Source organism: Shewanella sp. SG41-3 (assembly GCF_014164545.1).
Lineage (GTDB): Bacteria > Pseudomonadota > Gammaproteobacteria > Enterobacterales > Shewanellaceae > Shewanella > Shewanella vesiculosa.
The window spans coordinates 340,364-358,933 of sequence record NZ_JACJFJ010000004.1 but is presented as its reverse complement, the minus strand read 5'-3'; the positions used below and the strand labels follow the sequence as shown (position 1 = coordinate 358,933).

At 40.6% G+C, this 18,570-nt stretch carries 19 protein-coding genes; 13 read left to right on the top strand and 6 right to left on the bottom strand.

The window, feature by feature from the left end:
• Window positions 1-72: 72 nt before the first annotated feature.
• On the bottom strand, window positions 73-2,628 hold the full coding sequence (locus H5164_RS09945) for a penicillin-binding protein 1A (RefSeq protein WP_182755881.1): 2,556 nt from the start codon (window positions 2,626-2,628) through the stop codon (window positions 73-75).
• Window positions 2,629-2,814: 186 nt separating this feature from the next.
• Here H5164_RS09945 and H5164_RS09940 point away from each other — a divergent pair, with 186 nt between their 5' ends.
• From H5164_RS09940 to H5164_RS09900, 9 genes are all read left to right on the top strand, one after another.
• A complete protein-coding gene (locus H5164_RS09940; protein WP_124017489.1) occupies window positions 2,815-3,894 on the top strand; it encodes a pilus assembly protein PilM in 1,080 nt (359 codons plus the stop codon).
• Window positions 3,882-4,466: a PilN domain-containing protein gene (locus H5164_RS09935; RefSeq protein WP_124017490.1), complete on the top strand. Its 585-nt coding sequence runs from the start codon at window positions 3,882-3,884 to the stop codon at window positions 4,464-4,466. Before H5164_RS09940 ends, H5164_RS09935 begins: the two co-directional genes overlap by 13 nt.
• The gene (locus H5164_RS09930; RefSeq protein WP_124017491.1) at window positions 4,463-5,080 is read left to right on the top strand and encodes a type 4a pilus biogenesis protein PilO; all 618 of its coding nucleotides are present in this window, start codon (window positions 4,463-4,465) and stop codon (window positions 5,078-5,080) included. The genes H5164_RS09935 and H5164_RS09930 overlap by 4 nt, the downstream gene beginning before the upstream one ends.
• Entirely contained in the window at window positions 5,080-5,598 is a 519-nt protein-coding gene (locus H5164_RS09925; RefSeq protein WP_124017492.1) for a pilus assembly protein PilP, read from the top strand. The genes H5164_RS09930 and H5164_RS09925 overlap by 1 nt, the downstream gene beginning before the upstream one ends.
• Window positions 5,599-5,619: 21 nt before the next feature.
• Window positions 5,620-7,668: a type IV pilus secretin PilQ family protein gene (gene pilQ / locus H5164_RS09920; RefSeq protein ID WP_182755879.1), complete on the top strand. Its 2,049-nt coding sequence runs from the start codon at window positions 5,620-5,622 to the stop codon at window positions 7,666-7,668.
• 447 nt (window positions 7,669-8,115) lie between these two features.
• Entirely contained in the window at window positions 8,116-8,631 is a 516-nt protein-coding gene (gene aroK, locus H5164_RS09915; protein ID WP_011635865.1) for a shikimate kinase AroK, read from the top strand.
• Window positions 8,632-8,639: 8 nt separating this feature from the next.
• The gene (gene aroB, locus H5164_RS09910) at window positions 8,640-9,716 is read left to right on the top strand and encodes a 3-dehydroquinate synthase (RefSeq protein WP_182755877.1); all 1,077 of its coding nucleotides are present in this window, start codon (window positions 8,640-8,642) and stop codon (window positions 9,714-9,716) included.
• Window positions 9,717-9,755: 39 nt separating this feature from the next.
• Complete coding sequence (locus tag H5164_RS09905; RefSeq protein ID WP_182755875.1) at window positions 9,756-11,159, top strand: ATP-binding protein; 1,404 nt, start codon at window positions 9,756-9,758, stop codon at window positions 11,157-11,159.
• A gap of 132 nt (window positions 11,160-11,291) precedes the next feature.
• Entirely contained in the window at window positions 11,292-12,128 is an 837-nt protein-coding gene (locus tag H5164_RS09900) for a Dam family site-specific DNA-(adenine-N6)-methyltransferase (protein WP_124017496.1), read from the top strand.
• Between the two features lie 32 nt (window positions 12,129-12,160).
• On the opposite strand, the gene H5164_RS09895 is transcribed toward H5164_RS09900, so the two are convergent.
• A complete protein-coding gene (locus H5164_RS09895; protein WP_124017497.1) occupies window positions 12,161-12,340 on the bottom strand; it encodes a DUF2970 domain-containing protein in 180 nt (59 codons plus the stop codon).
• On the bottom strand, window positions 12,340-12,717 hold the full coding sequence (locus tag H5164_RS09890) for a hypothetical protein (protein ID WP_182697759.1): 378 nt from the start codon (window positions 12,715-12,717) through the stop codon (window positions 12,340-12,342). The genes H5164_RS09895 and H5164_RS09890 overlap by 1 nt, the downstream gene beginning before the upstream one ends.
• 271 nt (window positions 12,718-12,988) lie before the next feature.
• Here H5164_RS09890 and rpe point away from each other — a divergent pair, with 271 nt between their 5' ends.
• Genes rpe through trpS form a run of 3 tightly spaced genes read left to right on the top strand, consistent with a single transcriptional unit; the run spans window position 12,989 to window position 15,418 of the window.
• On the top strand, window positions 12,989-13,660 hold the full coding sequence (gene rpe, locus H5164_RS09885) for a ribulose-phosphate 3-epimerase (RefSeq protein WP_124017499.1): 672 nt from the start codon (window positions 12,989-12,991) through the stop codon (window positions 13,658-13,660).
• A gap of 27 nt (window positions 13,661-13,687) precedes the next feature.
• Entirely contained in the window at window positions 13,688-14,377 is a 690-nt protein-coding gene (locus H5164_RS09880) for a phosphoglycolate phosphatase (RefSeq protein ID WP_124017500.1), read from the top strand.
• 42 nt (window positions 14,378-14,419) lie between these two features.
• Window positions 14,420-15,418: a tryptophan--tRNA ligase gene (gene trpS, locus H5164_RS09875; protein WP_124017501.1), complete on the top strand. Its 999-nt coding sequence runs from the start codon at window positions 14,420-14,422 to the stop codon at window positions 15,416-15,418.
• A 45-nt stretch (window positions 15,419-15,463) separates the two neighbouring features.
• On the opposite strand, the gene H5164_RS09870 is transcribed toward trpS, so the two are convergent.
• Window positions 15,464-16,333: a LysR substrate-binding domain-containing protein gene (locus H5164_RS09870; RefSeq protein WP_182723103.1), complete on the bottom strand. Its 870-nt coding sequence runs from the start codon at window positions 16,331-16,333 to the stop codon at window positions 15,464-15,466.
• A 141-nt stretch (window positions 16,334-16,474) separates the two neighbouring features.
• Here H5164_RS09870 and H5164_RS09865 point away from each other — a divergent pair, with 141 nt between their 5' ends.
• Window positions 16,475-17,368 carry a DMT family transporter gene (locus tag H5164_RS09865; RefSeq protein WP_182755873.1) on the top strand — a complete coding sequence of 298 codons (894 nt, stop codon included), beginning with the start codon at window positions 16,475-16,477 and terminating at the stop codon, window positions 17,366-17,368.
• Between the two features lie 19 nt (window positions 17,369-17,387).
• Here H5164_RS09865 and dolP read toward each other — a convergent pair whose 3' ends face one another.
• Both dolP and H5164_RS09855 read right to left on the bottom strand, forming a co-directional pair.
• Window positions 17,388-17,957 carry a division/outer membrane stress-associated lipid-binding lipoprotein gene (dolP, locus tag H5164_RS09860; RefSeq protein WP_124017504.1) on the bottom strand — a complete coding sequence of 190 codons (570 nt, stop codon included), beginning with the start codon at window positions 17,955-17,957 and terminating at the stop codon, window positions 17,388-17,390.
• The gene (locus H5164_RS09855; RefSeq protein WP_124017505.1) at window positions 17,954-18,547 is read right to left on the bottom strand and encodes a phosphoheptose isomerase; all 594 of its coding nucleotides are present in this window, start codon (window positions 18,545-18,547) and stop codon (window positions 17,954-17,956) included. The genes dolP and H5164_RS09855 overlap by 4 nt, the downstream gene beginning before the upstream one ends.
• Between the last annotated feature and the right edge of the window lie 23 nt (window positions 18,548-18,570).

The following is an 18,570-nucleotide window of genomic DNA, read 5'->3' as shown; positions in this document are numbered from 1 at the left end:
TAATGTCATATCATCTGTTATAAAAAAGCCATTCAGTTGAATGGCTTTTTTATTAGCTAATGTAAATCGATATTATTGGAATAAATCTTCAGCAACATTGTCGATAAAGATATCTCCACTTTGCTGAGTTTCAGTGACATATTCTTTAGGTTCAGTGCCTTCAACAAAGTACTCAAACTCTGTCGTATAGTCTGTTTTTCGAGTCAATTTACCCGTGGCTAAATCAATACGCGCAGATACAATCCCTTTAGGTGGAATGACGGGCGCTTCTGGGGTGCCAGATAGGGCTTTATTCATATAGTCATTCCAACCAGGACCGGCAGTTTTTGCTCCTGCTTCAGCACCGGATATTTGATCTGGATCGCCATTAGCCATCCAGCTTGAACGGCCTAATTGACGACCATGATCATCAAAACCAACCCAGAAGGTTGCGGTTAGTGTAGGATTAAAACCACTGAACCAAGTATCACGAGATTCGTTAGTTGTTCCTGTTTTACCCGCAATATCATGACGTTTAATTAATTTTGATGCTCGCCAAGCCGTACCATTCCACCCCGTTCCATGGCTCCAGTCACCGCCACCCCAAATCACGCTTTTTAAAGCTTCAGTAATCAAAAATGCTGTCTGTTCAGAGATAACTCTTTTGGCAAAATGAGCTTGTGGATTAGTACATACATTTTGTTCTGCGGTGATTGAGCTGACATTCTCTTGATCTAACTCTGTTGCCATCACAGTAAATGGGTCATCAATATCAGTAAGCTCTGTTGGCCCTGTTATAGATGGTTCTGGTTTACTGCATGCAATAGTTGGAATGGTTTGTTCAACCATGTTGTCGTATGCATCGGTGACATGATCGATAAAGTAAGGCTCAACTAAGTAGCCACCATTAGCGAAAGTATTAAATGCAGTAGCAACTTGTAATGGTGTTACCGATGCAGAACCTAAAGCTAACGATTCATTGCGTGGTAAATCACTTGGGTCGAATCCGAACTTTATCAGCTCTTTTATTGTGTCGTCTAAACCGGTATGTCGCATTGCTCTAACTGACATAACGTTAATCGACTGAGCTAAACCCACACGTAAGCGTGTTGGCCCGCCGTAGATATCAGGTGAGTTCTTTGGTCGCCATGCAGTACCTTGGCGGGTATCGGGTTTGTTAATTGGTGCGTTATTGATAAGCGTAGCCAAGGTGTAATCTTTTTCTAAAGCTGCGGCATAAATAAAAGGCTTAATATTAGAGCCTAATTGACGCTTAGCTTGAGTCACTCGATTGAATTGACTCTGGCTAAAGCTAAATCCGCCTACAAGCGTTTTAATTGCTCCGTCATGAGGTTCAAGTGAGACGGTTGCACTCGATACCTGAGGAATTTGTGATAATTGCCAATGCTTACCATTGTGACGGATCCAGACTTGTTGGCCGGCGGTTAATATATCGCTTGCAAGTTTCGGTGGTAAGCTCTGACGTTTATCGCTAATAAACTTACGCGCCCATTTTAAGCCATTCCATTCAAGAGTCAGCAGTTCGCCTTTTTCATCAATCACTTGTGCTTGTTGGTCTTTTACGCTTAGCACAGCTGCTGGCATAATGCCCTGTACCGAAGAAGTGCGCTTTAAAATCGCCACAATCTCATCGTTGCTTAGTGGTGTATCAGTCCATAATTCAGTGACAGGGCCTCGGTAACCATGGCGTTGGTCGTAAGCAAAAACATTATCTCTTAATGACTCCTGAGCCATCAATTGTAGATCTGAAGATATAGTGGTGTAGACATTATATCCATTGGTATAGGCGGCTTCTTCACCGTACTTCTGGATCATGTAATCACGTGCCATTTCCGAAACATATGGAGCGTATAAGTCAATTTCAGCGCCATGATATTTCGCGGTAGAAGCGCTATTGATGGCCTCTTGATATTCTGCTTGAGTGATATTACGTTTCTCGAGCATGCGGCTTAGAACCCAATTTCGACGAGATATTGCCCGTTCGGTATTTCTAATAGGATTTGCTGCTGATGGTGCTTGTGGTAAACCGGCAATCATTGCCATCTCTGGTAAGGTCAGTTGGTTAAGTTCTTTACCATAATAAACTTGCGCAGCAGCACCAACGCCATAGGCACGGTTACCTAAAAATGAGCGATTTAAATAAAGAGCTAAGATTTCTTTCTTAGAGAGTGCTTTTTCAATTTTTAGCGCTAGAAATATTTCTTTTACTTTACGAATGTACGTTTTCTCATTCGATAAGAAAAAACCTCGGGCAACTTGCTGGGTTATCGTACTGGCACCTTGACTTTTCTTACCCGTCGTTATCAAAATGACCGCCGCACGAATAATACCAATTGGATCAATGCCATTGTGTTCAAAAAAGCGCGCATCTTCGGTATCGAGCACGGCATTAATTAACTGAGTCGGGACCTCTTCATACTCAACAGGTATACGACGTTTTTCACCAAACTGAGAAATCAGTTTGCCATCGCGGCTATAAATACGCAGCGGAGTTTGTAATTGAACCGTCTTTAGCGAATTAACATCGGGTAAATCGGGTAGCACATAAAAATAAGCGGCAGCTATAGCAGCAATGCCAAGTAGTGATAGGCTAAAAAATGCAATTAATAAACGTTTAAACCACTTCACTCTAGAATTCCAGAAAAATTACAAATAGTGACGTTAGTATATAAGCGTGAGGGTTTTTGGTGAAGTAAAACATGAAATAACTAAATAGTATTTGTAAAATGTTGAAACATTTTATACAAATACTTATAACGAGTTGATTATGTGCTAATCTCTTAGAAAATAAAAATACAATTGTGATGACGGACTATGATTTCAAAATTATGGAAGCGTCAAGCACCTCAAATGGTCGGGATCGATATTGGATCTCATGAAATCAAAGCCATATTGTTGAGCAAGACTGCGGATGGATATAAAATTCAAAACCATGCGGCGGTTCCTGTTAGAAAAGGAGCTGTAGTTGATCATGATATTCGTGATTCTGAAGCGGTACTTGAATCATTAAGACAAATTCGACGGGGATTACCTAAATCCCTCAAATTTGCTGCTGTTGCTGTTTCAGGATCTGCTGTAATGACTAAGGTCATTTATATGGATGCTGCGTTGAATGAAGAGGAAATGGAAGCTCAAATTGAGATTGAAGCTGACAATCTTATTCCTTATTCGCTCGATGAAGTCAGTATTGATTTTGAAAGACTTAATCCTAACATTACCGATCCAACGAAAGTGAATGTGCTACTGAGTGCATGTCGCACCGAAAACATTGATTCACGAGTAGATGCACTAGATGCTGTCGAGCTGGATGTAAAAGTTGTCGATGTGGAAGCCTATGCCCTAGGACGTTCTGCAGAATTAATTTATGGCCAGTTACCTGATGGTGCTAAAGATAAATCAATCGCCATGGTTGATATCGGTGCCAATATGACCACATTCTCAGTGGTTGAAAATGGTGATACTACTTTCATACGTGAACAAGCTTTTGGTGGCGAGTTATTTACTCAATCAATCTTGTCATTTTATGGAATGCCCCATGATGAGGCTGAACGAGCCAAGATAACAGGGCAATTACCCCGTAATTATATGTTCGAAGTTCTATCACCTTTTCAGACGCAATTATTACAACAAATTAAACGAACCTTACAGATATACTGTACTGCCAGTGGCCGTGAAAAAGTTGACTACATCGTTTTATGTGGTGGTACAGCTAAGTTAGAAGGAATGGTTGAATTACTTACCAACGAGTTAGGTACTCATACTATTCTTGCTGACCCCTTCCAAGGCTGTTTGCATGCAGATGATGTGATGAAAAGTCAGCTTCAACCTAATATGAGTAAATATATGGTGGCATGTGGTCTTGCGTTAAGGAGTTATGCTCAATGGCGAACATAAACTTATTACCTTGGCGTGAAGAAGCAAGAGAGAAGCAAAAACGCGACTTCATCGGTATTTTAGCATTAGTCTTTTTAGTGACTTCATTAGTCGTTTATTTATTTCTGGGTTTTCTGGAGGTGGTCACTGATGATCAACGTCAACGCAATGCCTATTTGGAATCGGAAATTAGTTTGCTTGATACCCAGATTGCCGAAATTAGAAAAATTACCGAACGTAAAAAAGACATAGAACGTCGCACTGAGATTATTCTCAATTTACAACAATCGCGTAATTTACCGACCCATGTTTTAGATGAATTAGTTCGAATTGTTCCGCCTGGTATTTATCTTTCAAGTATAGAGAAGAAAGGTAGCGTGTTATTAATTGAGGGACGAAGTGAATCGAACAATAACGTCGCTAATATGATGAGAAAGGTTAAAACTTCTGCTTATCTGAACGATCCGAGTATGCAATCGATTGTGACCCAAAATGAAGAGTTAAGGCAGTTACAACGTTTTAAATTACGTGTCACTATTCGTGATGATTCACAAGAAGCGAATGTTGATCCGAACCAAGGAGCGAGAAAATGAATCTCGACCTAGATCAATTTAACGATATCGATTTTGAAAACATTGGTGGTTGGCCTAAGCTGGTAAAAATTGTATTTGCTGGTTTCTTGTCTCTATGTGTTATTGGTGGCAGTTATTACTTGTTTATTTCTGACTCGATCAATGAGATGGAAGCTGAACAGCAAAAAGAAATTCAATTACGTGAAGATTTTGAAACTAAATATCGTTTAGCAGCTAATCTTAAACTGTACCGTGAGCAATTAGACGTGATGGAAGTGCAGTTTGCCGAATTGCTTAAAATGTTGCCTTCTGAAAATGAGATGCCTGGTTTATTAGATGATTTAACGTTTGTTGCTACCGATGCTGGCCTTAGAATTAATAGCCTAGATTGGGATGATGAAATCGAACGTGATTTTTATATTGAATTCCCAATTAAGATGTCAGTGGAAGGTGATTATCATAAAATAGGTAATATGGTGAGCGGGGTTGCAAAATTACCTCGAATTGTCAGTCTGCACGACTTTATTATAAAGCAGAACGATAGTGGTGGTTTATCAATGGATATTCTCGCTAAAACGTATCGCTTTAAAGAAGGGGCAGAATTAACGCAACAGGCCAATAAGGGACAGAAATAATGAAATTTTTGCCTTTATTCTTATCAATGGTGTTTTTATTGAGTGGTTGTATTGGCGATCGCAGCGATTTAGAGCTATTTGTTACTACTACAAAGGCACAACACGTCGCCCGTATACCGCCTTTGAAGCAAACACCAAAGTTTGAACATTTTGCATATCAAGCTGAGTTAATGCGCAGCCCGTTTGTTCCACCATCAAGGGAATTGACAGAAGAGGTGATTGATACATCTAAAGATTGTTTACAACCAGACTTAAAACGTCGCAAAAGTCGTTTAGAAACTTATGCATTAGACAATTTAAGAATGCGTGGAACATTAAGCGAAGATGGAACTATTTGGGCTTTAGTCGAATCTAGCGATGCCAATGTTTATCGCATGGGTGTAGGCGAGTATTTAGGGCTTTATCATGGCCGAATTGCTAAAGTAACGCCGCAATTTATCGAAATTATAGAATTAATCCCTGATGGTTCGGGTTGTTGGTCAGAAAGATCCAGCAATTTAGAATTATCAGGAAAATAACGTGCGAAGGATGAGAGAATAATGGAATCTTCTGCCGCGATAAAAAAAGCAATAACAAAGTTATTATTTTTTAGAGCGTTTTTAGGCGCAGTATTATTAATGGGTTTAATACCCAGTGCAATAGCTGCTAATCGTCTTATGGACGTCAAATACCATTCAATGGTTGATCATCAATTAGAATTAGAGTTGATTTTTGAATCATCAATAGTGTCACCGTCTGTCGATTTATCGGCAGATCCAGCTGAAATTATGTTGAATTTCTCTGATACTATTTCTAATTTAACTAAAAACAATATTCCGGTGAATACTGTTGGCATAAAAGAAATTAATACACAACAACAAGGTGGCGATTTACAGATCATTGTTGCAATGAATAAAGTAAAACCGTACCAAGGTAAAATTGTTGGTAATAGTTATCGGTTAACGATTAATGATGATGTCGCTGGTCCAGTAGAAGCTAATAATCCATTTGTTAACGGTATTAGTAGTATTGATTTTCGTCGCAACAAAACCGGTGGCGGAGAAATATTATTTAATCTTAGCAATCGTTCTGTAGCCGCTAATGTTGAACAAGTTGGTTCAAAGCTCGAAATAAAACTCTATAACACCGATATTGGTAATGATTTGCTTTATGTTATGGATGTACAAGATTTTGCCACACCAGTCAATAGTTTTGAAACATTTAAAGATGATCTTACTGCCCGTATCTTGGTTGATGTTGATGGTAACTATGACTATAACTACCGCCAAGACGGTAATGTGTTTAAAGTTAGCATTGATAAAGTTGAACGCGTTTCGGTTGCTAAAGAGGCCAAAAAATATAATGGTCGCTCATTGTCACTTAACTTCCAAAATATTTCAGTCCGTACTGTTTTACAAATTATTGCTGATTACAATAACTTTAACCTTGTTACCAGCGATACCGTAGAAGGTGAAATTACCTTACGTTTAGATGACGTACCTTGGGATCAAGCCTTGGACCTTATTTTACAAACTAAAGGTTTGGATAAACGTATTGAAGGCAATATTTTAATGGTTGCACCAAGTGAAGAGCTTGCTATTCGCGAAAGTAACGACTTGAAAAATCGCCAAGAAGTAAAAGAGTTAGCCCCGTTATATTCTGAATATTTACAAATAAACTATGCCAAAGCCGTCGATATAGCCGATTTACTTAAAACTACCGATTCCACTCTACTATCATCTCGCGGCAGTGTTGCCGTTGATGAACGTACAAATACGCTATTGGTAAAAGACACTGCGGAAATTTTAGAGAACGTACACCGATTAATAGATGTATTAGACATTCCTATTAAGCAAGTATTGATTGAAGCCCGCATGGTGACAGTGAAAGACGATGTGTCTGAAGATTTAGGCATCCGTTGGGGCATCACCGACCAGCAAGGCACAAAAGGCACCTCTGGTACCATTAATGGCGCCACTGATATTGCTAACGGTATTATCCCAAGTGTTAATGATCGTCTTAATGTAAATTTACCGGCAGCAGCAAGCTCTGCAACCAGTATTGCTTTTCATGTTGCTAAATTGGCTGACGGTACGGTACTCGATTTAGAGTTAAGCGCATTAGAGCAAGAAAACAAAGGCGAGATTATTGCCAGCCCACGTATTACGACGTCTAACCAAAAGTCGGCGTATATTGAGCAGGGTGTTGAAATTCCCTATGTTGAGTCAGCATCTAGTGGTGCAACAACGGTTACCTTTAAGAAGGCAGTGTTATCGCTTCGGGTAACCCCACAAATTACCCCAGATGACCGTGTTATCCTTGATCTTGAAATTACTCAAGACTCTCAAGGAACAACGGTTGCCACCCCGACTGGTGAAGCTGTTGCGATTGATACTCAACGTATTGGTACCCAAGTGCTGGTTGATAATGGTGAGACCATTGTGCTTGGTGGTATATACCAACAGAACTTAATTAGCCGAGTGAGTAAAGTACCGGTATTGGGTGATATTCCGTTAGTAGGCTTCTTATTTAGAAACTCAACTGACACCAACGAGCGTCAAGAATTGTTGATTTTCGTTACCCCTAAGATTGTTGCTGATAAACGATAGTTTTCTTTAGCGATAACGAGCATAAAAAGCCAGCGACGTAAGCGCTGGTTTTTTTATGGTGCATGTTTATGAGCAGCAAATTACCACTGAGGATAAATACACTAGCGGTAAATATCACTCAAGTGAGTAAAATGACTGCCTATGGCGGCAATAATAGTGATTTTATTAAAGTTTATAGCGAATGATATTAATTAGATTATGTTGTCTGCAGTAAACTATAGTCTTTGCATTAACAAACACTTAACTGTAAACATTACATTATTTAGGGTGTTTTTATCTTCGAGGTTATAATAAAATCATTATAAATAGCTGTGATGACTTGCAAGCGGTAGCCCTTAACTGAGATAATCCTTCGTCAAGTCTCAATAGAGCAAGGTTAAATTATAGGTCGGCTTGAGGTTTAAGTCGATAAGGCATTCTTCCATATAAGATTCAGACGTATACGAAATGGCTGAAAAACGCAATATTTTTCTGGTAGGCCCTATGGGCGCAGGTAAAAGCACAATTGGTCGCCATCTGGCGCAAATGCTGCATTTAGATTTCCACGATTCAGATCACGAGATTGAACAACGTACCGGTGCAGATATTGCCTGGGTGTTTGATGTTGAAGGTGAGGAGGGTTTCCGTCGTCGTGAAGCTCAAGTCATTGGTGATCTTTCAGAAAGGCAAGGTATCGTTCTCGCGACAGGTGGTGGTTCTGTTCAGAGTAAAGATATCCGCAACTATCTTTCTGCTCGAGGTATAGTGGTTTACTTAGAGACAACTATCGACAAGCAAGTTGCGCGTACTCAGCGTGATAAGCGTCGCCCGTTGTTACAAGTAGATGATCCACGTGAAGTGCTCGAAAGCTTAGCGGAAATTCGTAATCCTTTATATGAGGAAATTGCGGATGTTATCGTTAAAACGGATGAGCAAAGCGCGAAGATCGTCGCAAACCAAATTATCGAGCAACTCGGCTTTTAGGTAACAACATGCAACAGATTCAGGTTCAATTAGGTGATAGAAGTTACCCCATTTATATTGGCCAGGATTTGATGAATGATAGCGAGCTATTTGCTCGCTACCTAACAAACAAGAAAGCCTTAATTGTTTCAAATGACACCATTGCTCCGTTGTATCTTCAAAAGATACAACAAGCGATGAGCGCTTGCGCGCGTGTTGAAACGGTTATTTTGCCTGATGGCGAAAAATTTAAAGATTTACAGCACCTAGATTATATTTTTACTGAACTACTTGAGCACAATTTTGCCCGAGACTCAGTCTTAGTTGCTCTCGGTGGTGGTGTTGTTGGTGATATGACTGGTTTCGCGGCAGCGTGTTATCAGCGTGGTATTGATTTTATTCAAGTGCCGACAACATTATTGTCCCAAGTTGATTCCTCTGTCGGTGGTAAAACGGCAGTAAATCATCCTCTTGGGAAAAATATGATTGGCGCATTTTATCAACCCAAATCTGTGATTATCGATACGCTTTGCTTACAGACATTACCTGCAAATGAGTTTGCAGCAGGTATGGCAGAAGTCATTAAGTACGGTGTTATTTGGGATGCAGAATTTTTTCTATGGCTGGAAGAAAATGTTAACCCATTAAAGTCACTCCAGACTGATGCGCTTAACTATGCCATTGCAAAATGTTGTAAGATTAAAGCTGATGTTGTCGCGCAAGATGAAACTGAACAAGGTGTCAGAGCGTTATTAAACCTTGGGCACACCTTCGGTCATGCTATCGAAGCCGAAATGGGCTACGGAGTTTGGTTACATGGTGAGGCTGTCGCTGCTGGTACCGTTCTTGCGGCAAAAACTGCATGTAAACTCAATCTATTAGATGATTTAAGTGTTGAACGTATTTGTCAGTTAATGCTAGCGTTTGATTTACCTATAACGGCTCCAGAGTCGATGGATTTTGAACAGTTTATTAAGCATATGCGCCGTGATAAGAAAGTTTTAGGTGGTAAGATTCGCTTAGTATTACCCACAGGTATAGGCCAAGCTGACGTCTTTAGTGATGTAGGTGAAGACTTGTTAAAACAGGTTATTAGCTGCGAATAAGTTATGCTTCCTACATCTCAATTATAGTGTGGTGAATCATTGACGACTCCAGGACTATTGTTACTCCCCACTCAAGAAGCGCTTATTCAGCGTTTACAGCATATTGCTAGCTATAGTGAACAGATGTCGGTGGTTTGTGGCGTTGATGGCTCAGGTAAATCTACGCTTACAGCTGCACTAGCCAGTGAGTTAGATGATTACAATTCAGCTTTAATTATATGCCCTCAACATGCCGATAGTGCAGAGATTCGTCGAAAAATTCTTGTTCAACTCATTTCGGCCCCCATATTTGATGACGAACGTCCTTTAATGGATACCGTTCTTAGAATTCAATCAAGTTTGAAAAAGCCATTACACATCATTATTGATGATGCCGATCTATTGCCTAAAGATATTTGGGCTGAATGCATTCTTCTGAGTCAAATCCATTGTGCTGGTAAACCTGTAGCGGTCACAGTAACGGTTAGCCCTGATTTTTGGTATACCTTAGTGGCTGATTTAACCGATGATATTCGTGCTAGATTGCTCCCGGTTACGATCGAACCTTTATCGTTACCTGAGCGAGATGGTCTTTACCAGAGTTTATTACTTCGTAGCCAGCAAACGCCGTTTATTCCCCGTGAAATCATCCATAAACAATTAGAAAAACAGCAGGGCACGCCAGCTGAAGTGGTTAAATTATTAGCGTTAGCATTAGAAGAGCCGCAAACCAGCAAAGCATCTTGGTCCTGGTCGGCGAAAATGTTCATTGCCTTGTTTGCCATATTAGCGAGTGTGGCAATGTGGTGGGGTATTAGTCGTCAATTACCTCCAGCTATTTCTACATCGATATCGCCAACATTAACGGCTGAGCAATCAAGGTTGCGTGCCAAAGCAACAAAATATGTGATGAGTTATGCCGATAAAACATTAACCGCTTATTTTGCTCAGAGGCAATTGGTATTCACTAAGTCGAGCGCCAATGAGCAAGCACAGTTGCTTATAGAGGAGCAAGTCATTACAGATAGCCTAATTGAAGATAAAGATGCGACTGAGCTTGTTGAAGGTGTGCCTGTAGATAATTATACCGAGGTGGTGGTCAACTCATCATTAACGGGCTTGTCTTTTCAGGGGAAATTACCCAAAGCACAAGTTAATCCGGTCAATAAACCGAATGATATCGTTGAGCGAGACAATACTCCCAACCTAAAAGTTAAAGGGTTTACACTGCAACTTGCGAGTGTGAATGACAAAGATTCACTTACGCCTATATTAGTGAAATTGGCGCAAGAGCCGCAGGTTTACATTATGAGTTACAAACAACGTCACATTATATTATTGGGTGATTTTGAAACGGCTACGAGCGCTAGCTTAAAAGCGAAAAGTCTGCAGGAAAAATATGGGTTAGCGGCACCTTGGGTTAGAAAGTGGGCCGACTTAAGTGATTATAAGCGACAAGATTAGTTGCATCATATTCTGGAGCATTTAAGTCAATAACATGAAGAATCAACACAATTAATCTACTTTAGCCGATGATAATTGTCGTTAAACAGAGTACAATCTTCAGCTTTAATTTTGCTGGTATAATTCCTTTTCATGATAAAAAAGCATAGAGCCTTTCTAAAGTGGGCAGGCGGTAAATACAAGCTTGTTGATGAGCTAGCAAAACACCTTCCAGTAGGCAATCGACTCATTGAACCTTTTGTTGGCGCGGGTTCGGTATTCCTCAATACTCAGTTTGATGATTATTTGTTGTGTGACATTAATCAAGACTTAATCAATTTATACCAAATTGTTCAGCAACAGCCTGATAAATACATTCAAGCGGCAAAAGCAATGTTTGTCGATGAGATGAATGACAAAGATGCCTATTATCGTATTCGTGCAGAATTTAATCTCTGTAGCGATCCATTTATTCGGTCAGTATATTTTCTGTATATGAATCGTCATGGTTTTAATGGTCTATGTCGATACAATCGTAAAGGTGGTTTTAACGTGCCGTTTGGCTCGTACAAAAAACCTTATTTTCCAGAAGCCGAAATTCGTTATTTTTCATTAAAAGCGCAAAAAGCGACCTTTAAATGTATAAGTTACGAACAAGCCTTTGATATTGCTGAAAGCGGCGATGTTATTTATTGTGATCCGCCTTATGCACCTTTATCCACAACAGCCAGTTTTACCACTTATGCCGGCCCTGGTTTTAGCCTAGACGACCAAGCATTACTAGCACGTCATTCACGGCTTATTGCTCATGAACGAAATATTCCTGTGCTGATCAGTAACCATGATATCCCGTTAACTCGAGAATTATATCGCGGTGCATCTTGCTCAACGATTTCGGTGCAACGTAATATTAGTCCTAAAGGTGGTTCACGTAATAAAGTTGACGAAATTATGGCGTTATATGACCATCATTATCGTGAAGAAGAATAATATTACAGTGGCATATCTAGCAAAGCAGGTAATTAACTTAAGACTTGGTTAACAATCAAGATTATTGAAATCACTAAAGTAATTGCTAAGATAATTCCCATGATGATGAAGGGCAGAGGAGATTGAGTTTGAAAATCTTTTTGACGGTTTTGTTCTGTCTGCACGCCAAAAAAAGCCGCTACAGTACTACTAAACACTCGCCAAATAGACATTAACGCGATATCTGAGTTGGGCTGCCAGATGATGGCATATCATTTAATGGCTTATCTTTGTGGCCGTGGATCAGTTCAAGTAGATCAATGAAATGAAATTGGCTTGAGCGACTGTTGCCTGTAACCCAATTTCCCCAGCTCACATCGTTTGATTGTTCTGCACATCGATTGGTAGGATGACTACTTGGCAAGCTAGTATTGTAGTTGGTGCCGCTATTACACACGCAGGCTTTACTATTGGCAGAGTTATTTTCGGTGCTCATTAATACTTGGCTTAGCAATAGTGCCGAAGCTGATGTCGCAAAAACAGCAAAAATCTGTATTGACAATAATTTGCCATCACGACCAGAAAGCTTGCGTATTAAGTACTTAAGCATAAATTTTGCCCTATCCGTGGTGTAAAATCGATTAATACTACAACAGATGTAAGATCTTCTATTGGATCATAAACATAACAACATTTTCGCATTATAGCAAAATAGCTTAGTTATTGAACACTGGTTTCTGTTTAAAAAATAACAAAGTTGACCAATGTTGGCATTTTCGACTAAATTCCAGTTTCAGAGTGGTTATTTCTCGCGTGAGACTAGAGGGTTGCGGCTGCAAAGGGTAAAATGTCGACACTTTGATCTGCCAATAGAGAAGATTATGCGCCCATTTTTAATTGCACCATCAATTTTGTCCGCCGATTTTGCCCGTTTAGGTGATGATGTTAAAGCCGTATTAGATGCGGGGTCGGATGTTGTTCACTTTGACGTAATGGACAATCACTATGTTCCTAATTTAACCATTGGCCCTATGGTATGTACTGCACTGCGTAATTACGGCATCACTGCAGATATTGATGTACATTTAATGGTAAAACCCGTCGATCGCATTATTCCTGACTTTGCTAAAGCTGGCGCTTCAATTATTACCTTTCACCCAGAAGCTTCAGAGCATGTTGATCGTACCTTACAGCTTATTAAAGAATCTGGCTGCAAAGCTGGTTTAGTCTTAAATCCCGGCACACCATTGCATTATTTAGATCACGTAATGGACAAACTTGATGTTATTTTATTGATGTCGGTTAACCCAGGTTTCGGTGGTCAGTCATTTATTCCGCATACATTAGACAAACTTCGCCAAGTTCGTGCACTCATAGATGCGAGTGGGTTTGATATTCGTTTAGAAGTCGATGGTGGCGTAAAGGTCGACAATATTGCTGAAATCGCGGCTGCCGGTGCAGATATGTTTGTCGCGGGTTCGGCAATTTTTAATCAACCAGATTATAAAGTTGTTATTGATCAAATGCGTGCAGAACTTGCTACGGTATCATAACGTCTTTTCGTATTATTAGGACTTAACATGATGCAATGGTCAAACATTAGCGCTATCGCTTTTGATTTAGATGGTACATTAATCGACAGTGTGCCTGATTTAGCTGCAGCCACCAATGCCACATTAGCACAATGCCAATATCCACCCGTAACAGAAGCGCTGGTGCTGAGTTGGGTCGGAAATGGTGCGCGTGTATTAATGCAACGTGCATTAAGTTATGCCTCTGGCATGGCAGAAAATACTCCTGAGCTACAGGCATTACTTGAGAAAACGATGCCACTATTTATGCTTTACTATAGTGAGCATTTACATACGCATAGTCGTTTGTACTCTGGGGTGATCACCACGTTACAAAAGCTAAAACAAGCTGGTTTTAAACTGGCTATCGTCACCAATAAACCTTATCGTTTTACCTTGCCGATATTAAGTGCTTTTGGCCTCGATGATGTGTTTAGCGAAGTGCTCGGCGGCGATTCATTAGCCAAAATGAAGCCGGATCCTATGCCGTTGCAGCATTTGCTTGGACAGTGGCAATTGGATGAGTCGCAATTACTGATGATTGGTGATTCAAAGAATGATATTTTAGCAGCTAAAGCTGCCAATGTTATGTCTATTGGCTTGACCTATGGCTACAACTACGGCGAAGATATCGGCCTAAGTCATCCCCATGCGGTATGCGAAAATTTTGCTGATATAGAGCAATACTTACTTTCATAATAATTTTAATTTTCAAAAAGATAATCTGGAGCAATAAAACACATGACTAAACCCATAGTACTCAGCGGTGCGCAGCCATCAGGCGAATTAACCATAGGTAATTATATGGGCGCACTTCGTCAATGGGTTGCCATGCAAGATAGTCATGATTGCCTATATTGTGTTGTTGATTTACATGCCATCACGGTTCGTCAAGATCCTAAGTTACTCCGTGAAGCCTGTTTAGATACATTAGCCTTGTACCTTGCGTGTGGTGTTGACCCTAAAAAAAGCACCGTATTTATTCAGTCGCAAGTGCCGCAGCATACTCAACTTGGTTGGGTATTAAACTGTTACACCCAAATGGGTGAGTTAAACCGCATGACCCAGTTTAAAGATAAGTCTTTAAAGCATGCTAATAACATTAACGTTGGGCTATATGGTTATCCTGTGCTCATGGCGGCAGATATTTTGCTGTATCAAGCTAATGAAATCCCAGTTGGTCAAGATCAGAAGCAACACTTAGAATTGACTCGCGATATTGCCACTCGTTTTAACAATGCTTATGGCGACACGTTTACTATTCCTGAGCCGTTTATTCCTGAGCATGGTGCTAAGGTCATGTCACTGCAAGACCCACTAAAGAAAATGTCCAAATCAGATGACAACCGCAATAACGTTATTGGTTTACTTGAAGATCCTAAAGCGATTTTAAAGAAAGTGAAAAAAGCCATGACTGACAGTGAAGAGCCGCCTGTGGTGCGTTTTGATATCGAACAAAAGCCGGGTGTGTCTAATCTACTGAGTTTAATGTCAGGTTGTACAGGGCAGTCGATTGCATCTTTAGAAGCAGAATTTGAAGGCAAAATGTACGGCCATTTAAAAGTGGCTACCGGTGAAGCGGTTGTTGGTATGCTTGAGCCATTACAAGCTCGCTTTAAAGAGTTCCGCGCCGATCATGCATTTCTAAGCCAAGTGATGGCGGAAGGTGCTGAAAAAGCCCAAGCGCGTGCAGAAGTGACCATTAAAAAAGTCTACGAAAAAATTGGCCTTATCGTGTAAGTAAAACTTTAGCTATTGTTACTGATAAGCCAGCAAATTGCTGGCTTATTTTTTGGTTAACCATTGCACAAACGCAGCGATAGCAGGTTCCTTTAAACGTCGTTGTTTGCAGCTAAAATTGAATTCAAAGCCAGTCAACATAGCGGGTAAGTCAAGCGCGACTAATGCTCCCTTACTAATATCTCGCTCTACCATAAAATCTGACGCTAGCGCGATACCCTGACCGGCAATTGCCGCTTCAATGGCTAACAACACATGGCTAAATACATGCTGTTGTTGTGTCGCGGCTATGCTAATGCCATTAACGGTTAACCAGCGCTCCCAATCAAAGCCTATTGGCCCTTCGTCAACGGTAAGTAATGCATGCTGACGTAATACACTCAGCGCCGAGAGGTCGGTATTGAGCAGCCCAGGACAGATCACTGGGATCAGTCTCTCTTGGTGTAACATGCGATGCACATAACCGGGTTGGCCACTTTGGCCAGTAATAAACATATCAGCCACACTATCACTCATCAGTGGGTCGTCGGTGATCATATCTAGGCGAATTTTAATTTGTGGATGCAATCGATGGAAATCGCTTAAGCGAGGGATGAGCCACTTAATGGCAAATGAACTGTATACCGCTAAACGGAGTTGATCATTACTGTCTCCAGTGATTTGCATGCTTAAATCATTCAGCTCATTAAATATTCGTTCTAGCTCATGATAAAGCACACTGCCTTTACTGGTTAAACAGAGTTGCCTGCCTTCGCGGCTAAATAATCGTTCACCAAAATGAGCTTCAAGCAGCCTCACTTGATGCGATACCGCACTTTGAGTAATACAAAGCTCAGTTGCCGCCCGAGAAAAGTGCGCATGCCTTGCAGCCGCTTCAAATATTTGTAGTGCCCTCAGTGGTGGTAGTTTGCGCATATGCACCTTAAATATGAGTTTATTTTATTAATATTTACTATGTATGAATTTAACTCATGCATTGATTAAAAACATCATTATTCGATATAAATTACTAAGGATATGATGCAGCCAATTATTGATTCTTAGGTTGTAAGTACAATGAAATCCACAATCGCCATCGGCATGATGTTATTGGTCGTCGGTAACCTTTTTAGTGCTATGTATGATGTGTCTATAAAATGGCTTCCAGAGGGCAGTAGCGCTGCAACATTTCTGTTAATTAGACAGTTAACATCAGTATTCATGTTGCTGCCTCTGTGGTTGGCGGCTAAAAAACCAACCAGCCGCCACGTAAAGGTGCATTTAGTGCGGGCTAATACCGGCGCTATTGGCGCTGTATGTTTAGTTATTGGCTTAATTGCGCTACCGATTGCTACAGTGAGTTCGTTATTTTACTCAGCACCATTAATGATTGTATTAATGGGATTTTTGTTTTTGAAAGAAACCGTTACTACAGCGCATTGGTTAGCGGCTATTTTGGGGTTTATTGGCATTATTATTTTACTGCGCCCAAGTGAAATTAACTGGTTTGGTATTGCGGTATTAATTTCAGCATTTACGTTTGCGATTAACCAGTTGGCACTGCGCAAGTTACCTAGTACAGAAAGTCCAATCGTTACGCTAATGCTTTATAATTTACTTAGCATGCCGTTAGTTTTTGTGATGGCCTTAGTACAAGGCATAGAGGGAATAAGTGTTTCTTTAGTGGTCATCGCAGTGTTAAGTAACGTATTTTTACTCGCATACCAGTGGTTTTGTGCCTTAGCGTATCGTCAAGCGCAAGCCAGTCAAATTGTGGTGGCAGAATATACAGGTTTATTGTTTTGTGTTTTCTTGGGCTGGTTATTTTTTGACGAATGGCTTGATGGACTAAGTTGGTTAGGTGCCGGCTTTATTGTGTTACCGTCACTGGTTATCCCTTGGATACAAGCCAAAAGATCGCAAAAAAATTCATCGAGCAAAATGCAGGATGAATTTTTTAAATCGCGATAAGTTGTTAGCTACAGCAGGATTAAGATTCAGTGTATTCAAAAACCTTAATCACTTTGCGAACACCTGCTGTATTTCGAGCGATATCAACGGCTAAATCAGCTTGTTTGCGGTCAATTAACCCAAGCAAAAACACTTCGCCGTTTTCGGTAATGACTTTAATGCGAGTAATATCGAGCGACTTCTCATTCAGCATGCGGCCTTTTACTTTGGTGGTGACCCAAGTGTCATTGCTGCGAGTGGTAAATGAGGTTGGTGTGCCAATACGGATTTGATTATGTATTTTGCCGCCAATTTGTAAATCTTGTACGACTTTAACGGCTTTATCGCGCAGCATTGAATTAGGCGCTTGGCCTATCATCAATACATTTTTGTTCATCACAATGGCAGCGATATGGGTTTGATTGTTGAGGTCATCATGTTTTGATAATGCGCTGGCAATAACAAAGTCAGCATTGGTATCGCTGATTTGCGTGCCCATGCTGCGCTCATCGTTTGCCATCTTGGCACCGCTAACGGCGCCAACCATGACCGCACCAGCACATCCCTGCAACATCGCAAGGATCGAGATGATGAGTAACCCTCTTATCATGCTTGTTCGTCCTGTGGGAACAAGGTGCGATCGATGTTATCGCATAAACAATGAATAACCAGTAAATGAACTTCCTGAATACGTGCTGTCACGTTTGACGGTACACGGATTTCTACATCACCAGCGCTCATTAAACCTGCCATTGCGCCGCCGTCTTTACCAGTTAATGCAACAATTGTCATGTCACGGCTTAATGCTGCTTCCATGGCTTTAATAATGTTACCTGAGTTACCACTGGTAGAAATCGCTAATAAAATATCACCAGGTTGTCCTAAAGCTAAAATTTGCTTCGAGAAAATTTCATCGTAGCTATAATCGTTGGCGATAGCCGTAATGGTTGACGTGTCACAGCTTAATGCAATAGCCGGTAGAGGTGGACGTTCAATTTCATAACGGTTTAATAATTCAGCTGAGAAGTGTTGAGCATCGCCAGCACTGCCGCCATTACCACATGACAGAATTTTATTACCGCCAAGTAGACATTGCACCATCATCTCGGCCGCTTTTTCAATCGATTCTGGCAATGCTTCAGCAGCATCAATTTTAGTTTGAATCGATTCGGTGAAACTATCTTTAATACGTTCTAACATGCAACAATCCTTACGCTAAATTA

What these genes read in the sequence shown, in the direction of transcription:
- H5164_RS09930 (WP_124017491.1), top strand. Translation starts at nt 4,463, where the DNA reads ATGAATCTCGACCTAGATCAATTTAACGATATCGATTTTGAAAACATT.
- H5164_RS09940 (WP_124017489.1), top strand. Translation starts at nt 2,815, where the DNA reads ATGATTTCAAAATTATGGAAGCGTCAAGCACCTCAAATGGTCGGGATC.
- aroK (WP_011635865.1), top strand. Translation starts at nt 8,116, where the DNA reads ATGGCTGAAAAACGCAATATTTTTCTGGTAGGCCCTATGGGCGCAGGT.
- H5164_RS09895 (WP_124017497.1), bottom strand. Translation starts at nt 12,340, where the DNA reads ATGTCTATTTGGCGAGTGTTTAGTAGTACTGTAGCGGCTTTTTTTGGC.
- H5164_RS09870 (WP_182723103.1), bottom strand. Translation starts at nt 16,333, where the DNA reads ATGCGCAAACTACCACCACTGAGGGCACTACAAATATTTGAAGCGGCT.
- H5164_RS09865 (WP_182755873.1), top strand. Translation starts at nt 16,475, where the DNA reads ATGAAATCCACAATCGCCATCGGCATGATGTTATTGGTCGTCGGTAAC.
- H5164_RS09925 (WP_124017492.1), top strand. Translation starts at nt 5,080, where the DNA reads ATGAAATTTTTGCCTTTATTCTTATCAATGGTGTTTTTATTGAGTGGT.
- aroB (WP_182755877.1), top strand. Translation starts at nt 8,640, where the DNA reads ATGCAACAGATTCAGGTTCAATTAGGTGATAGAAGTTACCCCATTTAT.
- trpS (WP_124017501.1), top strand. Translation starts at nt 14,420, where the DNA reads ATGACTAAACCCATAGTACTCAGCGGTGCGCAGCCATCAGGCGAATTA.
- H5164_RS09855 (WP_124017505.1), bottom strand. Translation starts at nt 18,547, where the DNA reads ATGTTAGAACGTATTAAAGATAGTTTCACCGAATCGATTCAAACTAAA.
- H5164_RS09880 (WP_124017500.1), top strand. Translation starts at nt 13,688, where the DNA reads ATGATGCAATGGTCAAACATTAGCGCTATCGCTTTTGATTTAGATGGT.
- H5164_RS09900 (WP_124017496.1), top strand. Translation starts at nt 11,292, where the DNA reads ATGATAAAAAAGCATAGAGCCTTTCTAAAGTGGGCAGGCGGTAAATAC.
- H5164_RS09935 (WP_124017490.1), top strand. Translation starts at nt 3,882, where the DNA reads ATGGCGAACATAAACTTATTACCTTGGCGTGAAGAAGCAAGAGAGAAG.
- H5164_RS09890 (WP_182697759.1), bottom strand. Translation starts at nt 12,717, where the DNA reads ATGCTTAAGTACTTAATACGCAAGCTTTCTGGTCGTGATGGCAAATTA.
- dolP (WP_124017504.1), bottom strand. Translation starts at nt 17,957, where the DNA reads ATGATAAGAGGGTTACTCATCATCTCGATCCTTGCGATGTTGCAGGGA.
- pilQ (WP_182755879.1), top strand. Translation starts at nt 5,620, where the DNA reads ATGGAATCTTCTGCCGCGATAAAAAAAGCAATAACAAAGTTATTATTT.
- rpe (WP_124017499.1), top strand. Translation starts at nt 12,989, where the DNA reads ATGCGCCCATTTTTAATTGCACCATCAATTTTGTCCGCCGATTTTGCC.